The 20,030-nt window shown below is 67.7% G+C and carries 17 protein-coding genes and 1 tRNA gene; 4 read left to right on the top strand and 14 right to left on the bottom strand.

Features of this window, described 5'->3' with window-relative positions; all coding sequences use genetic code 11:
* The first annotated feature begins 217 nt into the window (after positions 1 to 217).
* Positions 218 to 2,377: a hypothetical protein gene (locus tag FBT69_07470; protein ID MDL1904632.1), complete on the top strand. Its 2,160-nt coding sequence runs from the start codon at positions 218 to 220 to the stop codon at positions 2,375 to 2,377.
* Between the two features lie 8 nt (positions 2,378 to 2,385).
* Here the strand turns inward: FBT69_07470 and FBT69_07475 are convergent, their stop codons facing one another.
* The 4 genes from FBT69_07475 to FBT69_07490 form a co-directional block, all read right to left on the bottom strand.
* Positions 2,386 to 3,129 (bottom strand): hypothetical protein, encoded by a 744-nt coding sequence (locus FBT69_07475; GenBank protein MDL1904633.1) that lies wholly within the window; start codon positions 3,127 to 3,129, stop codon positions 2,386 to 2,388.
* Entirely contained in the window at positions 3,126 to 4,199 is a 1,074-nt protein-coding gene (locus FBT69_07480) for a Rieske 2Fe-2S domain-containing protein (GenBank protein MDL1904634.1), read from the bottom strand. The genes FBT69_07475 and FBT69_07480 overlap by 4 nt, the downstream gene beginning before the upstream one ends.
* Before the next feature lie 139 nt (positions 4,200 to 4,338).
* The gene (locus FBT69_07485) at positions 4,339 to 4,560 is read right to left on the bottom strand and encodes a hypothetical protein (protein MDL1904635.1); all 222 of its coding nucleotides are present in this window, start codon (positions 4,558 to 4,560) and stop codon (positions 4,339 to 4,341) included.
* A gap of 11 nt (positions 4,561 to 4,571) precedes the next feature.
* Positions 4,572 to 6,038, bottom strand: a complete 1,467-nt coding sequence (locus FBT69_07490; protein MDL1904636.1) for a hypothetical protein — start codon at positions 6,036 to 6,038, stop codon at positions 4,572 to 4,574.
* On the opposite strand from FBT69_07490, the gene FBT69_07495 reads away from it, so the two are divergent.
* The gene (locus FBT69_07495; protein ID MDL1904637.1) at positions 6,029 to 6,787 is read left to right on the top strand and encodes an RNA polymerase sigma factor; all 759 of its coding nucleotides are present in this window, start codon (positions 6,029 to 6,031) and stop codon (positions 6,785 to 6,787) included. The genes FBT69_07490 and FBT69_07495 overlap by 10 nt on opposite strands.
* The gene (locus FBT69_07500) at positions 6,781 to 7,044 is read left to right on the top strand and encodes an anti-sigma factor (protein ID MDL1904638.1); all 264 of its coding nucleotides are present in this window, start codon (positions 6,781 to 6,783) and stop codon (positions 7,042 to 7,044) included. Before FBT69_07495 ends, FBT69_07500 begins: the two co-directional genes overlap by 7 nt.
* A 45-nt stretch (positions 7,045 to 7,089) precedes the next feature.
* On the opposite strand, the gene FBT69_07505 is transcribed toward FBT69_07500, so the two are convergent.
* The 9 genes from FBT69_07505 to FBT69_07545 form a co-directional block, all read right to left on the bottom strand.
* Complete coding sequence (locus FBT69_07505; GenBank protein MDL1904639.1) at positions 7,090 to 9,075, bottom strand: glycogen debranching protein; 1,986 nt, start codon at positions 9,073 to 9,075, stop codon at positions 7,090 to 7,092.
* A 21-nt stretch (positions 9,076 to 9,096) separates the two neighbouring features.
* Positions 9,097 to 10,077, bottom strand: coding sequence for a glyoxalase (locus tag FBT69_07510; GenBank protein ID MDL1904640.1), 981 nt, complete (start codon positions 10,075 to 10,077; stop codon positions 9,097 to 9,099).
* A gap of 220 nt (positions 10,078 to 10,297) precedes the next feature.
* Complete coding sequence (locus tag FBT69_07515) at positions 10,298 to 11,899, bottom strand: SMP-30/gluconolactonase/LRE family protein (GenBank protein ID MDL1904641.1); 1,602 nt, start codon at positions 11,897 to 11,899, stop codon at positions 10,298 to 10,300.
* A gap of 34 nt (positions 11,900 to 11,933) precedes the next feature.
* Complete coding sequence (locus FBT69_07520; protein ID MDL1904642.1) at positions 11,934 to 12,842, bottom strand: hypothetical protein; 909 nt, start codon at positions 12,840 to 12,842, stop codon at positions 11,934 to 11,936.
* Positions 12,843 to 12,940: 98 nt separating this feature from the next.
* On the bottom strand, positions 12,941 to 13,348 hold the full coding sequence (locus FBT69_07525) for a heme-binding protein (protein MDL1904643.1): 408 nt from the start codon (positions 13,346 to 13,348) through the stop codon (positions 12,941 to 12,943).
* A gap of 156 nt (positions 13,349 to 13,504) precedes the next feature.
* Entirely contained in the window at positions 13,505 to 15,082 is a 1,578-nt protein-coding gene (locus FBT69_07530; GenBank protein ID MDL1904644.1) for a GMC family oxidoreductase, read from the bottom strand.
* A complete protein-coding gene (locus FBT69_07535) occupies positions 15,079 to 15,900 on the bottom strand; it encodes an aquaporin family protein (GenBank protein ID MDL1904645.1) in 822 nt (273 codons plus the stop codon). The genes FBT69_07530 and FBT69_07535 overlap by 4 nt, the downstream gene beginning before the upstream one ends.
* 3 nt (positions 15,901 to 15,903) lie before the next feature.
* Positions 15,904 to 16,806 (bottom strand): SDR family oxidoreductase, encoded by a 903-nt coding sequence (locus FBT69_07540; GenBank protein ID MDL1904646.1) that lies wholly within the window; start codon positions 16,804 to 16,806, stop codon positions 15,904 to 15,906.
* A 33-nt stretch (positions 16,807 to 16,839) separates the two neighbouring features.
* Positions 16,840 to 19,554 (bottom strand): glucosidase, encoded by a 2,715-nt coding sequence (locus FBT69_07545; GenBank protein ID MDL1904647.1) that lies wholly within the window; start codon positions 19,552 to 19,554, stop codon positions 16,840 to 16,842.
* 160 nt (positions 19,555 to 19,714) lie between these two features.
* Here FBT69_07545 and FBT69_07550 point away from each other — a divergent pair, with 160 nt between their 5' ends.
* Entirely contained in the window at positions 19,715 to 19,921 is a 207-nt protein-coding gene (locus tag FBT69_07550; GenBank protein MDL1904648.1) for a hypothetical protein, read from the top strand.
* Here FBT69_07550 and FBT69_07555 read toward each other — a convergent pair.
* Positions 19,919 to 19,993, bottom strand: a tRNA-Glu gene (locus tag FBT69_07555). The genes FBT69_07550 and FBT69_07555 overlap by 3 nt on opposite strands.
* Positions 19,994 to 20,030 lie beyond the last annotated feature (37 nt).

A 20,030-nucleotide genomic window follows, 5' to 3' on the forward strand; every position in this document is an offset into this window, starting at 1 on the left:
GCCCCGCGCGGGCGGCCCGTTTTTTCGTTCTTGCCCGCCGTGAATCCGCCCCGCCTCGAGCGCCGTATGATCGTGGCCGGATGCCGGGCGGTCGTACACGCACGCTGACCGCGTCGGGCGGGCCGTGCCCCGTGGATGATCCGGGGCGCTCGACCCACAGAGCAAGACCGCACGTCATCGATCCGAACGCTTGTGCGCCGTCCCCACGGAGCGAACCATGACCGCCAGATTCTCGCTGGAGTCTCTCGAATCCCGCGTCCTGTTCGCCACCGACTTCGCGGGTGTCGGATTCATCTACGGCGCGTCGGGGCCGGTGCTTGTCGGCCGCACCTTCGCGCAGGAGAGCGTGCTCAGCCCCGAGTTCACGGCGTCCGGCGACGTTTACGTCAGCGGCGCCAACGACCGCCAGCGCGACGGCAACATCCTCTACAACAGCATCACCAACCTCTCGGACGGGCGCTTTCAACGGACGCCCGATCGCGGGCTGCTCGGCTCGCTCGCCGAATCCAACGGCGCCCGCTTCCTGAGCGGCGACGGCTATTCCCTCGGCTGGTGGTACGGCGAGTACGGCACGTCCAGCAAGGAACTCGAACTCCTCCTCGACCACAACCGCGCCGCCAAGCAGACCAACTTCGAGGAGTCCTACCGCTACACCGCCATCGGGTACAACAGCGGATCCATGCCGACACGGTTCTTCAGCTCCACGGGGCGGCTCACCGTCGGTGACGGACGCTTCGACTGGAGCGCCAGTTACGGCACGCTCCCACACTCGTCGAGCAACATCGACACCGTGTCCGCCGACGGCGTCCTGCGAACCGCCCGGCAGGAATACGCCTACCTCTCCGCCGCCGGCGGCGTCCTCGTCTGGGCAGACATGCGCGCCGGCGACGGCGCCGTCACGCTCGGCGCCGCCGTCGTCGCCGACGGATCACAGACCTTCAGCACCATGATCGGCGGCTATCTACTCGCCTACGGCAACACCAACGGCGGCGGGATCGATTTCCGACAGCTCTTCCTCGACCTCGAAGACGACGGCGACTACAAGATCTACGACCTCGACGAGTACGACGACGGCAAGCGCGACGCACTCGAACGAGGGTTCTGGCGAGTCTCAGGCTCCACCCTCGTTCTCGAAGAACGCGACACCAAGGCAGAGTTCAGGCTCGTCATCGGCCCGGACGGTCGAACCATCATCGGCCAGAGCACGGAGTTCGGCTCCACCTCCGTCCCGGTCTTCGCCGTCGGCACCAGGGCCGCGCCGGGAGACGGCGGGGGAAATACGCCCCCATCCGCCCCCGTCATCGTCGTTCCCGCGACCAACCAGTTCGATCGCTCCGTCATCTACGAACTGGGGCACGACGGAACCTGGTTCGAGGTCGATCTCGTCCGCGTCGCCGGCGGACCGAACATCACCGGCAAGACCGTCGCCTGGATCGACCCGAAGGACAGCCGGGCCTACGCCGCGGCGATCTCGGCGCAGGGCCTCGTCCTCTACACCGGCGCGGCCGACGGCACCTGGAGCTTCCGCAACCTCACCACCGAGGCATTCGGCGGTGTCGCGATCGCCGCCGAACTCGGCGTCATGGTCGCCCCGGACGACACCGTCCACCTTACCGGCCTGACCGCCGACGGCCACGTCGCCCGTTACTTCCAGAACGGAGCGCATGACGCAAGCGGCTTCCGGTGGAGCTTCGAAAACATCTCCACCAAGTCCCTCGAGCCCGCCGGGCTGCCCACGCCCGACTACTCCGGGCTGATCTCCTTCTCAACCGCCTGGGGCGGACTGAACGTCGTCGGCCTCGACGCCGACGGTGCGATCTGGTCCGTCTGGTGGGCGCCGGGACTCTCGGCGTGGACGGTCAATGACCTGACAACGCTCTACGGCGCTGAGCCGCTCGTCGGCGGACTCACCGTCTACCTCACCTCCTGGCAGGGCATCAATATCGCCGGTGTCGGCCAGGATGGGCACATCAAGGTGACCTGGTGGGTGCCTTCGTTCGGCGGACAGTGGGTCCAGAGCGACCTCACCGCCGAGACCAACGGTGCGCTCCTCGATCCAGCCACTGTCTCCAGTTATGTCTCGACCTGGGACGGCCTCAACGTCGTCGGCGCGGACAAGGACACCGGCGAAATCATCGTCTACTGGTGGTCACCCGCACGCGTCGATGACGGCTGGGCCATCACCTCGCTCTCCGATACCGTCCCTGTCGGCACGCCCGTCATCGGACCGCCGCTCACCGGCATGGCAGGCTCGAACAGCAGCCTCAACGTCTTCGGTTACTCCTCCGCAAACGCCTTCGTGCGCTACTACTGGGAGCCGAGCTTCGGTGGGGCATGGAACGCCGAGAACCTGACCGATATCGCCGTCGAGCGGTGAACGCGCCGTCACTCGCTGATCCGCCGGACGCGTTCGACCGCGAGCGAGAGCGTCGAGCCGGTTCGCGCGAGGGTTCCCTCGACTTCTACAGGTTCGGCGATGAACGGCAGGACGAGCGCGTTTGCACGGGATCTCGCGGAGTCTGTGAGCAGGATGAAACGCAACGTTCCATCAGGGCCGGTCGCGACGAGCATCGGCGGGATGCCTCCCTCGACGCAGAGCGTGGCGCAGGCCTTGTGTGCCTTTCCATCCCCCGGTTTCATGGCCCCGAGATAGCACTTGCTGTCCACGATCTCGCCGCGCAACGCGACGGACCCCAGACCCTCGTGCTCGGGAACCCGTCGCGGTCCGCCCGCAAGCGGCGTGATCGCCCCGGACTCGGGCGCCAACTCGATCATCCGGCGCCCGTCCCGTTCAAGCAGCCAGCCTTCGACGCGAACACGCCGACCACGGTGCACGCCGATATCTGATCGCGGGCCTCGCTTGCCCACTTCTACCAGGAGGTACTCCTCCCCGGCCTCCGTGAACAGCATCGGGTATGGGTCGGCGATCAGCGTTCCCTCCCAGCGCTGGGCGAGACCCGCCTGCCACTCGCCAGTGCCGGGGTCGCGTTGCAGCGCGGTGATCGCGGCCGCGAAGAGCGCAACGCTCAACGCAAGCGGGGGCACCATCAGGGCGAGAAACACGGCATGGCGCCGGGGTAGTGAGCGATAGCCGACATAGAACCCGCGGGACTCGGGGCCGACTGTCATGGATTGCCTCCCGCGAGGTGCGCCGGAATCACCGCCGGCTTGACCGGAGTCCCGGGGGCCAGCGCCTCGGGGTTCAACATGATCCGGCGACCGTGCAGGCGCACCTCGTAGGTCGGAATTCGCTCCGTGAAGGGGGGTGGGCTTTGCCCGTTGCCCGGCAAGTACTGGTACCCATGCCACGGGCAGGTGATGCAGCCGTCGATGATCCTGCCCTCGCCGAGAGGCCCCCCTTGGTGAGCGCACTCGTTCGAGACGGCCGAAACCGTGCCGCCGGAGCGAAACACCGCGACGCGGCCTCGACCCTTGAGACAGACAACCTTCGCGCCGTTCTCAGGGATGTCCCCCACGTCGCCCGCGTCGACCCAGCCGTTCGCGGCGCTCGCCTCGACGCCCCGCGCGTCCTTCCGCCATTCGCGCACGCCGGCCGTAGCGTGCAGGACCACAAGAGCCACCGCCCCGATCACCAGCGTGACGGCAAAGACGGGGCTCCGCTCGGACTGGAGCGCGCCGAGCGCGACGTGAAACAGCACGAACGCATAGCCGAGGTAGACGAGCATGTGCATCCGCTTCCACACACGCGGCGAGAGGTTCGCCAGCCAGAAGTCGTGGCTCGTTGCCGCCATGAGGAAGAAGATGAGAAGCGCGAGCAGGCCCAGCAGTTCGAACGGAAAGCCGCTCAGGGAAGCGAAGGAACCGGTCCCAGCGACGAGCGCCGACACCGGGAACCGCACCCCGGAGCCGCCGTAGTAGACGGTCGCAACGACGGCGTGCATGAGCGCGACGAGGAAGAATGAGACGCCGAGGTGGCGCCGGTTGTAGAGAAAGGGAGCGAAGCGGTCGTCGAGGCGAGCGAGCGGTCCGATGGCGAGAATCACGTGCAGGAGGAGGATCGCCAGCGTGCCCAGCGCCCGCATCAGCAGGATCGGCAGGCTGATCTGCCGCGGCGGCGAGTGAAGCAGGATCCCCAAGCCCACGAAAACGATGATGTAGGTGACCGCTGCGGACGACAGCACGCAGTCGTAGACCCGCTTGTGGCGGTTCCACTGGATGGCCCGATACCCCGCGCTCACGGCGCCTCTCCCGTCGCCTCGGAAACCGCACGTGAGCCCGGCGCGGTCGGGCGGAACGCGATTACCGCGACAAGCCCGCCGATGACGATCGGGCCAAGCACAAGCCACACCAAAGCGTGAACCCGTCGCTGAGCGGGCGTCACGACGCGGTCCTTCCGCGTCTCGCGTCGCGCCACCGGATCGCAAGGTAAGGCCAGAGCGCCGCCGCCCCTGGGACGATCAGCAGGCGGAAGCCGATCGGCCCGTCGTCGGCCGCGCGATCCACCTCCGAGATGCCTACCGAGACGAATGCGGCAGCGAAGAGCAGGCCGACCGCGAGGTACGCCCCGGCCGCGATCAGAAACAGGGTAACGATGTGCATGGCCGATCCTTTCAGTGCATCGAGTCGATCGCGGTTCGCGGAAGAGAAACAGATGGCTCACCGCCGCGCGGCTCCTCGAGCAGCGAGTACAGCACAAGGTTGCTGAACGCGGGGTCTCGCGTCAGCCCGAGATGATCAGAGGAGAGGAAGACGACGGATGACCACGGGATCGGTGTCCGCAGACGCGGCACATAGCCGGACCCGACGCGCTCGTCCATCAGCGCACTCGAGCGTGTGACGGTGCCGTCGCCCGGGCCGGATGAGAGCACGCGCACACGCCCGGTCCGCGGATCGACACCGAGCACGTCCGGCGTCGCGTGCGCATCGCCCGCGATCAGCAGGATCGAACAGCCGGGCGGCGGCCTCGGCGCGGGCGCGTCGAGCGCGGCATGAAACTGTCGCGCACGCGCGAGGCACTTGCCCAAGTGGTCACGCGCGACAGTGCGCCTGTCCTCGCGCGACGAGACATCCGGCAGCAGCCATCGAAGCACGCCGTCCTGCCGCTCGTCGGCCAAGCCCCAGCCGAATCGCTCCCACTCACACGGATCGGTCGGGTCGATCGCTCGCCCCGAACCGATCTCGATGACTCGCGCGTGGCGACCACGCGGCATGAGCTGATACACCGCCGGCATCGTGCCCAGCACCGCGGGGCGGTACGTTGGCGTGATCAACGCCGCGTAGTTCACGCCCTCGACGAGTTGCTCGAGGGCCAGGACCGATCCCGCGTTCGGCGTGCCGATGAGGATCGCCTTCTCCACGTGCCGCGCACCTTCCCACGTCGGTTCGGGAACGCTCCCGTCCTCCGGCAACGGCCGCGGCCCGTAGAGCAGGTAATACCGCAGAACAAGTCCTCCCATCGAGTGCGCTACCACGTCGACCCTGACAGGTTCGTTCGTGCCTCGAGCCGCGCCTGCCGAGTGCTGCGCGGCAACGATGAGTTCGTGCAGCGCGGCGGCCTGCTCGGAGACATCCCTCCGCCAGTCGTAGGCAAACTGGAAGCACGTGTAATGCAGGCCTGCGTAATCGATGCCCATGCCGCGTGCGAGCGCGGCGTCGCGGTACTTGCCCGCCGCCAGGGTCCGCAGAATCTCCGCATACGCCCCGAGCTCGACGCCGCGAACAAGCGCCACGTCGAGCGTGAGCGTGTCGAGCACCTCGGTCGCCTCGACGGTATCGCGCAGGTCGGAAAGCGCCGCTCCGAGCCTCATCGGAAGAGCCACGAGGCGAGCGCCCTCCGCCGTGTCTGGGTCCGCGGCCCCGTACGTGAACGAACCCCAGATGGGGGTCCGCGATCCCTGCTCGACGAGCTTGGAGCCGAGAATGCCGGGGATGACGACGACCGGGTTTCGGGCGTTGCCGACCCCCTGCGCAGCGTCGTTGTAGATGACGCCGAGATCGGGACCTGGCGGCGGCGTAGCGCAGCTCGCTATCGACACGCCGACCAGAATGAGAACAGCAATGAACCGGGATGCTGGCATGGCGAATCTCACGGCCTGACGGGAGCCGAACCCGTCGACCGTGTCAAGACGTTTCCCGAGACGAGTCGGTTACCGATCACTTGGCGGCGCGTCTCTGGGGTGCAAGACTGAGCGCGGTTCGATTTCCCAGGGGCAGCACGATGGAACCGCATGCCGACTGCGTCGGTCTGGCCGATCACGATGTCGAACTGGTCGCCGCGCTGCGAGCGGGCGACGACGCTGCCGTCGAACGCTTCGTCCGTGAGTACGGGGCGTCGCTCATCGGGCTGTGCCGCTCGCTGACCGGCTCGGAGCACGAGGCGCAGGACGCGGTGCAGGACGCGCTGATTCGTGCGCTGCGCTCGCTTGACACGCTTGAACGTCCCGAGTCCTTCTCCGGCTGGGTGAAACGAATCGCCGCCAACGCGGCCATCCAGCGCGTCCGCGACCGCTGCCGACGGCGCGAGAGGCCGATCGAGTCGATGCTGCCCACATACCACCAGGACGGGCACCGCGATGTAACCGGACCACGGTGGGACGCGTCCGGGGTGTCGAGTCTCGAACGGGAGGAGGTCCGCCGGAAGGTCCGCGAAGCGATGGAGCAGTTACCCGACGCCTACCGGACGGTCCTCATGCTCCGCGATCTCGCGGGCTTCAACACGGAACAGGCGGCGGACGCCCTCGGAATCAGTCAAGGACTTGTCAAGGTCCGCCTGCACCGCGCACGGCAGGCCCTCCGTGAGTTGCTCGAAGAGGAGTTCGGATCGTGAGCGACCTGACCTGCCGGGAACTGATCGACTTCCTCGACGATTTCGTCGAGAACGAGCTGCCGGCCGACCGGCGGGCGGTCTTCGAAGCGCACCTCGCCATCTGCCCCGATTGCCGTGCCTATCTCGATTCCTACCGCGCGTCGATCGGACTGGTCGGCGAGCTGCGGCAGCGATCGCCCGAGTCTCGCCCGCCCGCCGACGTTCCCCAGTCGCTCCTGCACGCGGTCAAGCAGGCGATGCGCAAACAGGGCAACTGAGCCGCAACGCTCCGCTCGCATTACCCATCATCATCGCCGTCGGCGTCACGCCAACGCGTGAAGCGCATCAGGCGCCTGCTCGGCAGGCCGCCGGTTGGCACGGGCCTTCTCGTCAAGGAGCGTCTCAGCCCGGATCAGTTCGCCCACCGACCATGCCTGGAACGGGCATCCGCGCGGCAGGCGCGGCGGCTCGGCGTCGAGAATCTCGCTCACGTGCCCCAGGCCGCCTTCGTCAAGGTGCACGCGGAGCGGTTCGATGAACCTGCGCCGTGCTTCCTCAATCGTCTCAGGGGATGCGCCGAAGACTCGCAGCCACGCCTCGACGAAGGGACCGCACAGCCACGGCCAGACCGTCCCCTGGTGGTACGCCCCGTCGCGCTCGAACGGACCGCCCTCGTAGCGCGTGCGGTAGGCGCTCGACCCGGGAGCAAGTGTCCGCAATCCGAGCGGCGTCAGCAGATCGCGCTCGACGCGCTCGACGACCGCCCGCGCCTTGTCGCCGTCCAGAAGCGCGACAGGCAGGCCGCCGACGGCGAGAATCTGGTTCGGACGGATCGACGCGTCGCACCGACCGAACTGGTGGTCGCAGTCGACGACATCGAACAGGCTGCGGGTGTCGGGGTTCCAGAAGCGCCGGGGGAAGGACTCGACGGCACGATCCATCAGCGGCGTCCAGTCAGGGTTGAACAACGTACCGACCGAGAGCGCATTGATCCACAGCGCCTGGACCTCGACGGGTTTGCCGATGCGCGGCGTCACGACCCAGTCACCGACTTTCGCGTCCATCCAGGTGAGTTGCACGCCCGGCTCCCCCGCCGCCAGGAGGCCGTCGGTGTCCGCACGGATGCCGAAGCGCGTCCCCCGCGCGTAGCCGGACAGGATCGCTTCGATCGCGGCCTCGATCTCGCGGTAGCGCTTCCGCTTCCCGTTGATTCTCGACAGGAACTCGCCCGCCGCGACGACATACCAGAGCGACGCGTCCACGCTGTTGTACTCCGGTGTCCCGCCCCCGTCCGGGAAGCGATTCGGAAGCATGCCCTCGCTCACCGCGCCTGCCCACTCGGTGAGCATCTCGCCGGCTTCGCGGAGCCGACCGGTCGCAAGACAAAGCCCGCGCATGGAGATGAACGTGTCACGCCCCCAGTCCTCGAACCACGGGTAGCCCGCCACGATCGTCCTGCCCTCGCCGCGCTGCACGATGTACGCGTCGGCCGCGCGGTGCAGCGGCGACGCAAATCGGGAACGGCGGTTGGCCTCCGTGGTGCGCAGCCCGCGCATGCACAACTCGACGCCCGACCCGGTCGCTGACGGTTCGCAGGCGGGAACATGCGCCGAGAGTACAACGACCCCCTCGCGACCGCCATCGACGGCAAGCTCGAACTCGCCCGGCGAGGCAAGGTCCTCGGTGGCGTCGAGACCTCGGGCAGCCTCCTCGGCGTAGAAAAACTGCCGATACCAGGCAGGATCGTGTCTGTAACGTCCGTTTGAAGCAATGAAGAGGGACGGCGAGCCGAAGTAGAGATCCCAGCGCAGCGTGGCGGGTCCGACAACGCTGGGCGAAAAGCCGAGATACCCGTTCTCGCGATGGCTCTCGTGCAACGAGGCGACGCACAGCAGCGGCCTCACCACAAGCCGCGATCCCGGTGGTGCGGCGGGGCAACGCCAGGTGAGCAGTGTCGTATCCTGCTCATGCACAACGACGACCTCGTGCTCGACGATCAGGCCGTTCGGCAGGCGCCACTGCCAGCACGGCCACGGATCATGCTCGAAAGATGCAAGCCAGGACGCGCCGTCGGGGTGTGCGGCGACGCCAGGATACGCCTGCGAGGTCAGCGCCCACCGACCATCGGGCGTCTCCAGAAACGCCTCGACACCCCTGACGAGATGAACTCGCCCGGTCGGCGGCGCGAGGGCAACGGTGAGAAGCGAGTGGTAGCGGCGAGTCCGGATGCCGGTCGCCGAGCCCATCGCGTACCCGCCCCGACCGTCGGCTTCGAGCCACTCGAACGTGCTGTCGAACCTGCGGTGCATGGATCCCTCCCGATGGAACCGTCAGTCGTCCGTAAAAAGGAGCAAAGCGTGCCCGTCCGGGTCGCGGAGCAGGAGCGCCTCGCCGCTGTCCCGATCCGGAAGGTCCGCGTCGATCGCGCCGGGCGAAACGGGCAACGCTCCGAACAGGCGGGCGCGCCGGAACCACGCCGCGGGCCGTTCCGTGCGCACGCCGACGTGCCAGTGCCAGAGATCGTTCGCCCGCGAGTCGAGCGGATACGGGCGGCCGTCGCGCGGCGTCAGGTACTCGAGCAGCTCCACCGCCGGCCCGCGGTCCGCGCGGAGCGTGGTGATGCGCAGCCGTGCACCGAAGACGGTGTTCAGGCGTTCCTGCTCAGGCCCGTGGTTCTCGCTCTCGCCCGCGACGCGCATGCCCAGGCCGTCCCTGTAGAAGCGGAGGCTCGCATCGGTGTCGTCCACGACGATCGCCGTGTGATCGATGCCGAGAAAGAGGTCGGAGGTGGCGGCGTGCCAGCGCGGATCACCCTTGCCCTGCGGGAAGTCAAGGACCTCGAGAAAATGGCCGTCGGGGTCACGGAAGTAGAACGCGCGGATGCCGCCCGCCGCCGCGTTCCAGGCGGGGAGCGTCTGGGGACCGCTCGAAGCCTGCCCGACACCATGGGCACGCAGCCTGGCGTAGGCGGCCTCCATGTCGCGGACGATGATCGCGACGTGCTGGAACCAGCGATCGTTGCCCCGGGAGTCCGCGGGAACGGGCCGACCCTCCGGCGTGACGAAGTCGATCAGGTCGAGCCGCTCCTCGCCCAGCCGCAGCGTGGCGACGCGGACACGCGCGCCGAAGACACCGAGCAATCGTTCGGCCTCTTCGCCCTCCAGCTCTCGCTCGTCCGTGAGGCGGCAATCAAGCACTCGCGTGTACCACTCGACGGACCGGTCGAGATCAGCCACGGTCAGCGCGATCGATTCGACCGCGAGAGCCTTCGGCGGGTCGTCCACTTGCGCACTCGCCGCCTTCTCGGCCATCGCGATCACCGACGCAAAGGTCAGCGTGGCCGCGATCGTTGCTCGGACCCTGTGCCTCGGAGACACGGCGCGTCTTGTGATGCTCGGCACTGTTGTACCTCCGCGGCGATCGGGGGACGGATGTTCCCGGCCCACCGATCGCCGCTCGTGCGTCCCGCGTGTTCTCGGTTCGGGCCGCCGTTCGATCGGCCCGCTTCTGGACGCCACCCGTGCGTTGCGGTTACGGCATCGGGCCGCTGACCCCCAGTCGCACTCGATAGACTCCGGTGTGACACGTCATGTAGAGCGTGCGCCCGTCCGGGTCGCCGAAGGCGATGTTGTGGGGCGTCTCCGTGTTGCGGAGGAGTCCGAGCCGCGTGCCGTCGGCAGCGAAGATCCACAGGCCACCCGGGCCGCAGACATAGACGTTGCCGCGACTGTCGCACTTGACGCCGTCGATGGCCTCGTCGCCAGGCTCTGCGGTCAGATCGCAGAAAACCGTCCCCTCGCCGAGCGAACCGTCGGCCAAGACGGGATACGCGGTAACAACCTTGTGCCGCTCGTCCCAGTCCCCGACGTAGAGGACGGTCTCCTTGTGGTTGAACGCGATCCCGTTCGGGCCTCGGTGGCTGGTGGTGAGGAGGCTCAGGCCGGCGTGGTCGAGCCGGTACACCCCGAAGTGCGGTGTCTCACGCGCTGGGTCGTCGTAGCCACGAGGCAGGCCGAACGGCGGGTCGGTGAAGTAGAGCGCGCCGTCGGAGCGATAGACGAGATCGTTGGGGCTGTTGAGCCTCCGGCCGTGGTGACGATCCGCAAGGACTGTCTCTGAGCCGTCGTGCTCGAGACGGATGACGCGCCGGTTGCCGTGCTGGTTGATCGTGAGCCGACCCTCGTTGTCGAAGGTGAGACCGTTGGACCCCGGTTGGCGGTACTCGGCGACGTCCGCGCCCGCGTAGCCGCTCGGGAAACGCACGACCTCGACCGAACCGTGCGAACACCACCGGTAGATCGTGTTCGCGTTGGGATCGCTGAAGAGCAGCGAGCCGGTCTGCCGGTCCCAGACCGGCCCCTCCGTGAAAACGAAACCGGTGGCGATGCGCTCGACCGGCGTGCCGGGCGCGATGATCGAATCGAGCCGGGGATCGTAGCGCACGAGCGACCCCGAGACCGCCTCGGGCGTCACCGCGCGGGGGTTGGCGTACACCTCGACCGCGGCGGATCGCACCCAGATGAAGTTCTCTGGAACCTCGGAGATCGGACCGTTCACGGCGAAAATCGCGACGTCGAAGGTCTCGCCTGGACGGGCGTCGCTGGACAGGAGGATGCGATTCGACGCGTTCCAGCCCGCGATAACCGCACCGCCGGTCTGTGCAAAGCGGTACGGCAAAGCGCCGTTGACCCAGACCTCAGCGTAGTCGTCGATGCGAAGGTCGAGAATGATGGTGGAGCCGGTCGGGTCCAGCTCGCCCACGCGATCCGGAATCCTGAGGTTCAGCCTGTACCACTGGAACGAGACCTTCCCCGACCCACGCCGATGCTCAAGTTCGCCCGGGGAAACGGAGGCCCAAGGCACGGTATCGAAGTCCGGCGAGCCGATGCGAGGGTGCAGATCGAGCGCGCTCCAAGGCATTCCCGTCACGCGGCCGTCGTCATCCGGACTTCGGCCCTGCGCGGCGAGCACGTGGACATCCGCCGTTCGCCACTCGGCCGACATCGCCTGTGCGCCCTCGGGGGTCTTGAGGTTGAGGATCACGCGCGGCTTGGGCACGAGCGGGGCGAGGTCCGGCCCGGACGCGGGCATGACCGCGAGGAGCGAGGCTGTCATCATGGTCCATGTCATCATGGGCTGATTCCCTGTATCTGTTGTGATGCGCTCCTCAGCGACCGTGGCGATCGACAAGGCCGGGCCAGTTGCGGTCGGCCCTCTCGAGGTTCACGCCCGCGTCCTTGTTGAACAGCCGGTAGGCCTCCGACGTGTGCTGCAGGACCAGGCGGCCCTCGATGATCTGGAAAATCGTCGGGTCGATGGGCGAGACCTTGTTGATGCTGGCCGCGTACCCGCAGTAACCGCCGAACGCCGGCGCATACCTGGCGGGTTCCTTCTCGAAGGCGGCGCGATTCTCCATCGAGGTGAAGCGGTAGATCGCACCGTTGTACACGGCCTCGTAGTCCGGTGATCCCTGAACCGCCCTGCCTTCGGTGAAGTACGCGACGGGGTCGTGACCCTCGATGGCGATCCCCTGCTTGTCCGTATTCACGAGCAGTTTCAGCGGCGTGCCGTTGCGCTCGACCAGCGAAGGCCAGTTGCCGTTCGCCCTGGCGAGATTGCCGGAGAGGTCCTTGTTCCAGAGATCGAACGCCCGCTGGTTGTGCTGGAGGATGAGGCGATCGTCGATGATCTGCCAGTAGTTGGGATCGACCGGCGACACCTTGTTGATGCTGGCCGCGTAGCCGCAGTATCCGCCGAACGCAGGGGCGTACTTCGCAGGCTCCGCGATGAACCTCGCACGGTGGTCAGCGCTGACGAAGTGGTAGATCGCCCCGTCGTGCGTCGCCTTGAAGCGGGGATTCCCCTTCACGGGCTTGCCCAGAGTGAAGTACGCCACCGGGTCGTAGCCCTGGATGGCGATCCCCTCCCGGTTGCGGTTGACGAGAACTTTCGCGGGCCGAGCCGGGGCCTGCTCCTCCGGCTGCGCCACCGCAGGACTGCCGGCGAAAAGTGCGGAGCCGACCCCAGCGCCAGCGAGCAGCAGAGCGAGAGCGATCGACCGAGTGGACGTGGGCATCGTGGATTCCTTTCGATCAGTTCGGGCGCGGCTATCGCGCCGGTGATGTGCGTAACCCCGTGCGCCGGGACAAGCCGGCGCGTCCAGACGTGGTTCGGTCAGTTCTCGACGGCGGACGCCCCCGCCTCGGCGATCAGCACGTCCTCCTCGCTGCTGTGCGCGCCGCTCACGCCGACCGCGCCGACGACCTGCCCGGCGACGACGATCGGCACGCCGCCTTCGAGCGGTGTCATCGCGTCCACAGCGAGGAGCGTGTGCCTGCCGTTGCGCACCGCGTTCTCGAAGTCGCGCGTGGGCCGACGGAACGTCGCGGCGGTGCGCGCTTTGCGCGCGGCCACCTCCGACGACGCAGGGAATGTACCGTCGATGCGCGCGAGGAGGACGAGATGACCGCCGTCATCAACCACGGCGATCGCTCCCCCTGCGTCGAGACGCCGCGCTTCGGACAGTGCACCCTCGAGCGCCGCCCGTGCGGCATCGAGCGTGAGCGTCGGACGAAGCGGCAGGTCGAACGGCCGAGATCCCGCCGGGAGACCGGCCCCGGGGGGGGCGGTCCGGGGCGCGGTCGGTCCCGCGGCGGAAGGAGAGAGAGTCGAGATCGCAACGGCCAGAGACAGCGGGAGCAGCGGTACGCGAAGCATGATGTGTCCTTTGTGTTCCGGTCAGGCAGGGAGCGCACGGCCTCGCGCTGCTGGCGCCTGCGCCGCGGCACGGCCCAGACGTTCCAGGATGCGATCGCCGACACGGAGCGCGTTGGCCATGATCGTGAGCGACGGGTTCACCGCGCCGCTCGAAGGAAAGACGGCGGAATCAGCGACGTACAGATTGTCGAGGTCGTGGGCTTTGCAGTCGCGGTCCACGACGCTCGTCGCCGCGTCGTTACCCATGCGCAGCGTCCCGCACTGGTGCGAGACGCCCTCGACGCCCAGGCGACGGTGCGCGTGGAACCGGCCCGTCGTGCGACCGGACTTCGCGCCCATCGCTGCGTCAAGGTGGCGGGTGAACCTCGCGAGAAGTCGGCCGTACGCCTCCCCGTTCGTGTCCCGGCACTCGAGCCGGATGCGCCCGTCCTCCGCGAGCGTGACACGGTTGCCAGAGTCGGGCAGATCCTCGGCCGTGAGGAAGAAATCGATCGTGTGCCGGCCGATTCCCTCACGCGGCACGCCGGGGAGCCGATCGCCGACGAGCGACGACAGGTACTCGGAGTCAGGCTTGCCCATCAGTTGCACAGTCCCCATCGGGTACGGCCAGCCCGCATCGCCGCGGTAGAAGTCCGTCAGGGCAAAGGCCTTCTGGAACGGCGAATCGTGCGGTTCGTCGGTGAGGGCGATGAGCAGCCCGTTCTGATGACGCATGTAGTTCCGACCGACCTGGCCTGACGAGTTGCCCAAGCCCCGTGGGTGCGCAAGCGTCGCGGATCGCAGGAGCAACGCCGCGGAGTTCACCGCCCCGCACGCCACCACGAAAAGGTCCGCCTCATACCGCTCGGCGCCGCCGTTTCGGTTCACGACAACGGCGCGAATCTCACGCCCCGAAGAGCTCGCTTCGAGCCGCTCGGCCTTTGCGCCGGTCACGAGCGTGACGTTCGGACGCCGCGCCGCGGCCGCCACGCACACAACCTCGCTGTCCGCCTTCGATCCGGTTGGATCTGGATAGCCGTCGAAGCGGCTCGAAGGTCGCGTCTCGCCCGCGCGCAGGCGGACACCGAGCGCGCAGGGGAACGGACGAAGCCCCCGCGACCTGAAGGCCTCGCACAGTTCCGCCATGCGCGGTTCCATCGGGACGGGAGGGTGCGGGTACGGCGCGGAGCGGCGCGGCTCGCAGGGATCGACGCCCGCTTCTCCATGGACGCTGAAAAGCCGCTCAGCACGCGTGTAGTACGGTTCCATCTCGTCGTAGCCGATGGGCCAGGCGGGAGAGACGCCCCCGTGGTGGACGACCTCGTCAAAGTCGCTCTCGCGCAGCCGCAGCAGCGCGGCGCCGTAAACCTTCGTGTTCCCGCCGACCCAGTAGTGCGTGTACGGGCGGAACTCGCGCCCCTCCGCGTCGAGCCAGGCGTCATCAGCGAGATAGCGCCCCTTCACAAAGACCGCGTGCTCGTCGTGGTTCTGCGCCTCGCGAGGCAGGAAGCCCCCGCGCTCGAGCACGAGGATCCGAAGCCCCGATCCGGCCAGCGCGTGCAGCAGCGTGCCGCCTCCCGCCCCCGTCCCGATGATGATGACGTCGTATCGCTCGCTCATCGTGGGTCGTCCGTGTGGGCCTCGAAGTGAATGGGTCCGTCGCAACCGCAGTGCGGGCACACGCCCGGGCCGCAGTGGTTCAGCTTGCAGCAATGGACGCGCGGCAGAACTCGCAGGTTACGGAACACCTCCGCGGCGGCGAGCACGCCAAGCGTCGGCGCCGCGAAGTACATCCACAGGGCATCGTGCACACCGGCCGGAACCGCCGACGCCAGCGTTCTCGCAGGGTTGAGGCTCATGCCGGAAACCGGCGACTCGACCGTGATGAACGTGAAGAGCAGCACCCCCGCGAACACGCCCGTCCAACGCGCCAGCCGCCGCGTGTTCGAGGCGTAGAGGACCGTGCTCATGAGGATGAACGTCATGGCAACCTCGGCCGCGAACGCCGCCGGAACTCCCCAGACGCCCGGCACGGTCGGCGCGTACCTGACAGGCTCGTCGGTGAAGAGCGGACCCGCAACGACGCCGCCGATCGTCGCCCCGGCCACCCCCCCCGCGAACTGGCAGACCACGTAGCCGCAGGCGTCGAGCGGACGGATGCGACCCAGCCGGAGAAACCCGAGCGTGACCGCGGGGTTCATGTGCGCGCCCGAGCGCTCGCCTAGCGGCGAGTAAATCAACGCAATCGCAGTGAGCCCCATCCCCGCACCGACCAGCCCGCGCCGGACGAGCGGCGACGGCAACAGCGCGTGCAGTGAAGACGCGGGAGACTCGATCAGCCCCACGAAGACCGCAACGGCAAACATGAACAGCCCGAGGAGGAACCCGTCGATGACCCACAGCGGCCATCGCTCGCGCAGGCGAGGCGTCGTGCCCAAGAATCAGCCTCCCGTCTCGAATCCGGGATAGAGCGTCATGCCTCCGTCGACGAAGAGGCTCGCTCCGGTCACGTAGTCGGCGTCATCGGACGCGAGCCACACCGCGAGGCGGGCGACGTCGTCAGGCTCACCGATCCGCTTGTAGGGGATGAGCTTCATCAACTCGTTGTATGCCTCCGCAGTCTCCCACGCCGAGCGGTTGATCGGCGTGCGGATGGCGCCGGGGCAGATGCTGTTGACACGGATGCGCCACGGCGCGACCTCCTGGGCGATGCTCTTCATCATCAGCATCACGCCACCCTTGCTTGCCGCGTAGTTCACGTGCCCGGCCCACGGGATGACCTCGTGAACGCTCGACACACAGACGATCTTGCCGGCGGCGCACGACACCTCGGGACGAACGCCGCGACGCTTGAACTCGCGGACCGCTTCGCGCGCACACAGGAACTGACCCGTCAGGTTCACGTCCAGGACTCGGCGCCATTGCCCAAGCGTCATGTCCTCGATCGCCGCGTCCTGCTGGAGGCCCGCGTTGTTCACGAGAACGTCGATCGTGCCGAACTCGTCGAACATTCGCTCGAACATCCCGCTCACCTGCCCCTCGTCCGAGACGTCCGCCCGAACCGCGACCGCCCGCCCGCGACCGGAGCAGCCGCAGTGGGTCGCCTCATCGACCGCCTCGCGGGCCTGCTCCTCGGGACCGACGAAGTTCAGCATGACGTCCGCTCCGGCGGCGCACATCGCCACTGCGATGGCTCGCCCAATGCCGCTGCTCGCGCCCGTGACAAGGGCCTTCTGCCCGCGGAGCACGGGACGGGCGTCGCAGTGCGGCATGACAACGCTCGGCAACTGCTCGGGCATGAGGTCGCGGATCGCTGCGCTCGACATCGGTGCAGTGTGACTCATGGCGCGTCCTTTCCCGGGACAGTGCGGTAGAGTTCAGACGGAAACGGCTCGGCGGGCGTCCCGTGCGACACGCTGCGCGGACGCGATCGGGTGCGTCGGATCGGCGAGCAGCGCGGCAACCAGCCCCGTCCATCCGGTCTGGTGGCTCGCACCGACGCCGCGACCGCTGTCGCCGTGGAAGTACTCGTAGAAGAGCAGGTTGTCGCGGAAATGCGGATCATCGCGCAGCAGCGGCGCGTGCCCGAAGACAGGGCGGCGACCGGACTCGTCCGGCAGGAAAATGCGCACGAGACGCTCCGCGATCTCGTCCGCGGCACGCCCGAGACTGATCTCCCGCCCGCGCGCCGTCGGGCATGCGACGAGAAAGGTGTCGCCGTAGAAGCGATGGAACTCACGTAGCGACTCGACTATCAGGTAGTTGACTGGGAACCAGACCGGGCCTCGCCAGTTCGAGTTGCCGCCGAAGAGTCCACTCTCACTCTCGCCGGGCGTGTAGCGGACCACGTGCTCCTGCCCGCTGACGCGAAAGACGAACGGCTCGTCGAGGTGCGCCCGGCTCAGCGCGCGGACCCCGAACGGAGAGAAAAACTCGTTCTCGTCGAGCAGACGACGGAGCACGCACTTCATGCGGTGCGCCCGGAGCAGCGAGAGCAGGCGGCAGTCACCCTCGCCCGGCTCCTGCCAGCGCGAGACAAGCGACGCGAGGTCAGGGCGGTAGTTCAAATACCACTCCAGTCGAGCGGCGAACTCGGGCAGCTCGCGCAGGAGGGAGCCGTCGATCACCTCGACGGCGAAGAGGGGGATCAGACCGACCATCGTCCGCAGGCGCATCGGCAGCGTCGAGCCGTCAGGCAGATGCAGCACGTCGTAAAAGAACTGGTCCTGCTCGTCCCAGAGGCCGGTCTCCGCCCCGCCGAGGTTGTTCATCGCCGCGGCGATGTGCAGGAAATGCTCGAAGAACTTGGTGGCGACGTCCTCGTAGACGTGGTTGTGCCGAGCGAGTTCGAGCGCAATGCGCATCATCTTCAAGCTGTACGCCGCCATCCAGCTCGTACCGTCCGCCTGGTCGATGTGCCCCCCCGTCGGCAGCGGCGCACTGCGGTCGAAGACGCCGATGTTGTCAAGCCCGAGGAATCCCCCCTGGAAGACGTTGCGTCCCTCGGCGTCCTTGCGGTTCACCCACCACGTGAAGTTCAGCAGCAACTTGTGGAAAACTCGCTCGAGAAACGCGAGATCGCCCGCGTCACCGCGCTGCGCCCGGTCGATCTCGAAGACACGCCACGCGGCCCAGGCGTGCACGGGCGGGTTCACGTCACCGAACGCCCACTCGTAGGCGGGCAGCTGCCCGTTCGGGTGCATGTACCATTCGCGCGTCAGCAGCACGAGCTGCGACTTGGCGAACTCGGAATCCACCATCGCAAGCGGCACGCAGTGGAACGCCAGGTCCCACGCCGCGTACCACGGGTACTCCCACTTGTCGGGCATCGAGACGATGTCGGCGTTGTTCAGGTGCGTCCAGTCGGCGTTGCGGCCGTGCCGGCGAGAACCCGGAGGCACGGGCTGCGTCGCGTCGCCGTCCAGCCACCGAGGCACGTCGTAGAAATAGAACTGCTTGCTCCAGATCATGCCCGCGAGCGACTGACGATGGATGCGCCGTCGCTCGGCGTCCATGCCCGGCTGGAACACGGCGTAAAACTCGTCCGCCTCGGCACGCCGTGCCTCGACGATGTCGTCGAAGCCATCGAACGGAGCAAGCGCCACCGTGTCCGCCAGGCGCACGCGCACCACGATCGATCCGCCGGCGGGAACGATCGTCCGGTAATGGAACGCCGCCTTCGTGGCGCGTCCCTCCCTGCGCACCGCCTCACACACGCCATGCACGACGTAGTCGTTGACGCCATCCTTGAATACGCCGGCGGCGTCGATGCCCCAGAGCCGGCGCGGGTTCGTCTCGTTCTCGCACAGGAGCATTTCCGCCCCGGCCTGAGCGACGACATGCCACTCCCCCAGGTCGGGATGCCGCAGCAGCAGCGAGCCTTCGCCCGTCGGCTCGAGCCATGGACGATCCGAGCCGTGCGACCACGACCACGTGTTGCGGAACCAGACCTGCGGCAGGACACGGATCGGGGCGTCTTCAGGACCACGGTTGTGGACCGTGATCCGCATCAGAATGTCGCGCGGACCCGCCTTCGCGTACTCGACCTCCGCATCGAAGTATCTCCCCCCCTCGAACGCGTCTGTGTCGTGGATCTCGAGCTCCGGATCGTGCTGGCCACGGCGCCGGTTCTCCTCCACGAGCGCAGCGTACGGGAACTCGCGCTGAGGATACTTGTAGAGCGCTCGCATGTACGAGTGCGTCGGTGTCGCGTCGAGGTAGTAGTACAACTCCTTCACGTCCTCGCCGTGATTCCCCTCGCTGTTGGTCAGGCCGAAGAGACGCTCCTTGATGATCGGATCGTGCTCGTTCCAGAGCGCCAGCGCGAGACAGAGCCGCTGCTGGCCGTCGGAGAAGCCCGCGATGCCGTCCTCCCCCCAGCGGTAGGCACGGCTGCGGGCGTGATCGTGCGGGAATGAATCCCACGCCGTGCCGTGCGGACTGTAGTCCTCGCGGACCGTCCCCCACTGCCGCTCGCTCACATACGGCCCCCACTCACGCCACGGCTCACGCCCGGCGGACTGCGCCTCAACACGCAGCCGCTCCGCACCGCGGGTTGACGATCGAAACACGGTGCCCGCTCGGTAGGTCATGAGCATCCTCGTGCGTGCGAACCCGCGAACCGCCTCGACGACTCGCCAGGCCCTCACGCACCATGACGGGGATGAACAGGAATGGTTACGGCGACCGACGGCGGTCGTCCCAAGACCCGTCGCGGCGACCCGGTCGAGTCACGCCGAGCGAGTCGCCGATATGCACGACCGGATGGTCCGCGATGAGGGCGACGCGCACGGTCGACGAGAGCGACGCGGAATGCGGCGCACGCTGCGCGCAAAGTGGCCGCAGCGCGAACCCGCGCCGGTTCGCACCGATCCGTACGAATCATCGAAAACGCTTGTTGGGGCGGGCATTCCGCAAGACGATGCGGAATCGCGCGAAGCCTCGAAAACAAACCAATGACCCCACGGGGATTCGAACCCCGGTTTCCAGGATGAGAACCTGGCGTCCTGGACCAGGCTAGACGATGGGGCCAACAGGCTCAGGGCAGCATAGGCCAGAGCGGCATGGC

The sequence above is a fragment of the Synechococcales cyanobacterium CNB genome (genome assembly GCA_030263455.1).
Classification (GTDB): domain Bacteria; phylum Planctomycetota; class Phycisphaerae; order Phycisphaerales; family UBA1924; genus CAADGN01.

Bases quoted from the DNA above. Each gene is read 5' to 3' on its own strand.
- FBT69_07490 (MDL1904636.1), bottom strand. From the start codon at position 6,038: ATGCCAGCATCCCGGTTCATTGCTGTTCTCATTCTGGTCGGCGTGTCG.
- FBT69_07495 (MDL1904637.1), top strand. From the start codon at position 6,029: ATGCTGGCATGGCGAATCTCACGGCCTGACGGGAGCCGAACCCGTCGA.
- FBT69_07505 (MDL1904639.1), bottom strand. From the start codon at position 9,075: ATGCACCGCAGGTTCGACAGCACGTTCGAGTGGCTCGAAGCCGACGGT.
- FBT69_07510 (MDL1904640.1), bottom strand. From the start codon at position 10,077: ATGGCCGAGAAGGCGGCGAGTGCGCAAGTGGACGACCCGCCGAAGGCT.
- FBT69_07540 (MDL1904646.1), bottom strand. From the start codon at position 16,806: ATGAGTCACACTGCACCGATGTCGAGCGCAGCGATCCGCGACCTCATG.
- FBT69_07485 (MDL1904635.1), bottom strand. From the start codon at position 4,560: ATGCACATCGTTACCCTGTTTCTGATCGCGGCCGGGGCGTACCTCGCG.
- FBT69_07520 (MDL1904642.1), bottom strand. From the start codon at position 12,842: ATGCCCACGTCCACTCGGTCGATCGCTCTCGCTCTGCTGCTCGCTGGC.
- FBT69_07550 (MDL1904648.1), top strand. From the start codon at position 19,715: ATGCACGACCGGATGGTCCGCGATGAGGGCGACGCGCACGGTCGACGA.
- FBT69_07475 (MDL1904633.1), bottom strand. From the start codon at position 3,129: ATGACAGTCGGCCCCGAGTCCCGCGGGTTCTATGTCGGCTATCGCTCA.
- FBT69_07515 (MDL1904641.1), bottom strand. From the start codon at position 11,899: ATGATGACATGGACCATGATGACAGCCTCGCTCCTCGCGGTCATGCCC.
- FBT69_07530 (MDL1904644.1), bottom strand. From the start codon at position 15,082: ATGAGCGAGCGATACGACGTCATCATCATCGGGACGGGGGCGGGAGGC.
- FBT69_07545 (MDL1904647.1), bottom strand. From the start codon at position 19,554: ATGACCTACCGAGCGGGCACCGTGTTTCGATCGTCAACCCGCGGTGCG.
- FBT69_07470 (MDL1904632.1), top strand. From the start codon at position 218: ATGACCGCCAGATTCTCGCTGGAGTCTCTCGAATCCCGCGTCCTGTTC.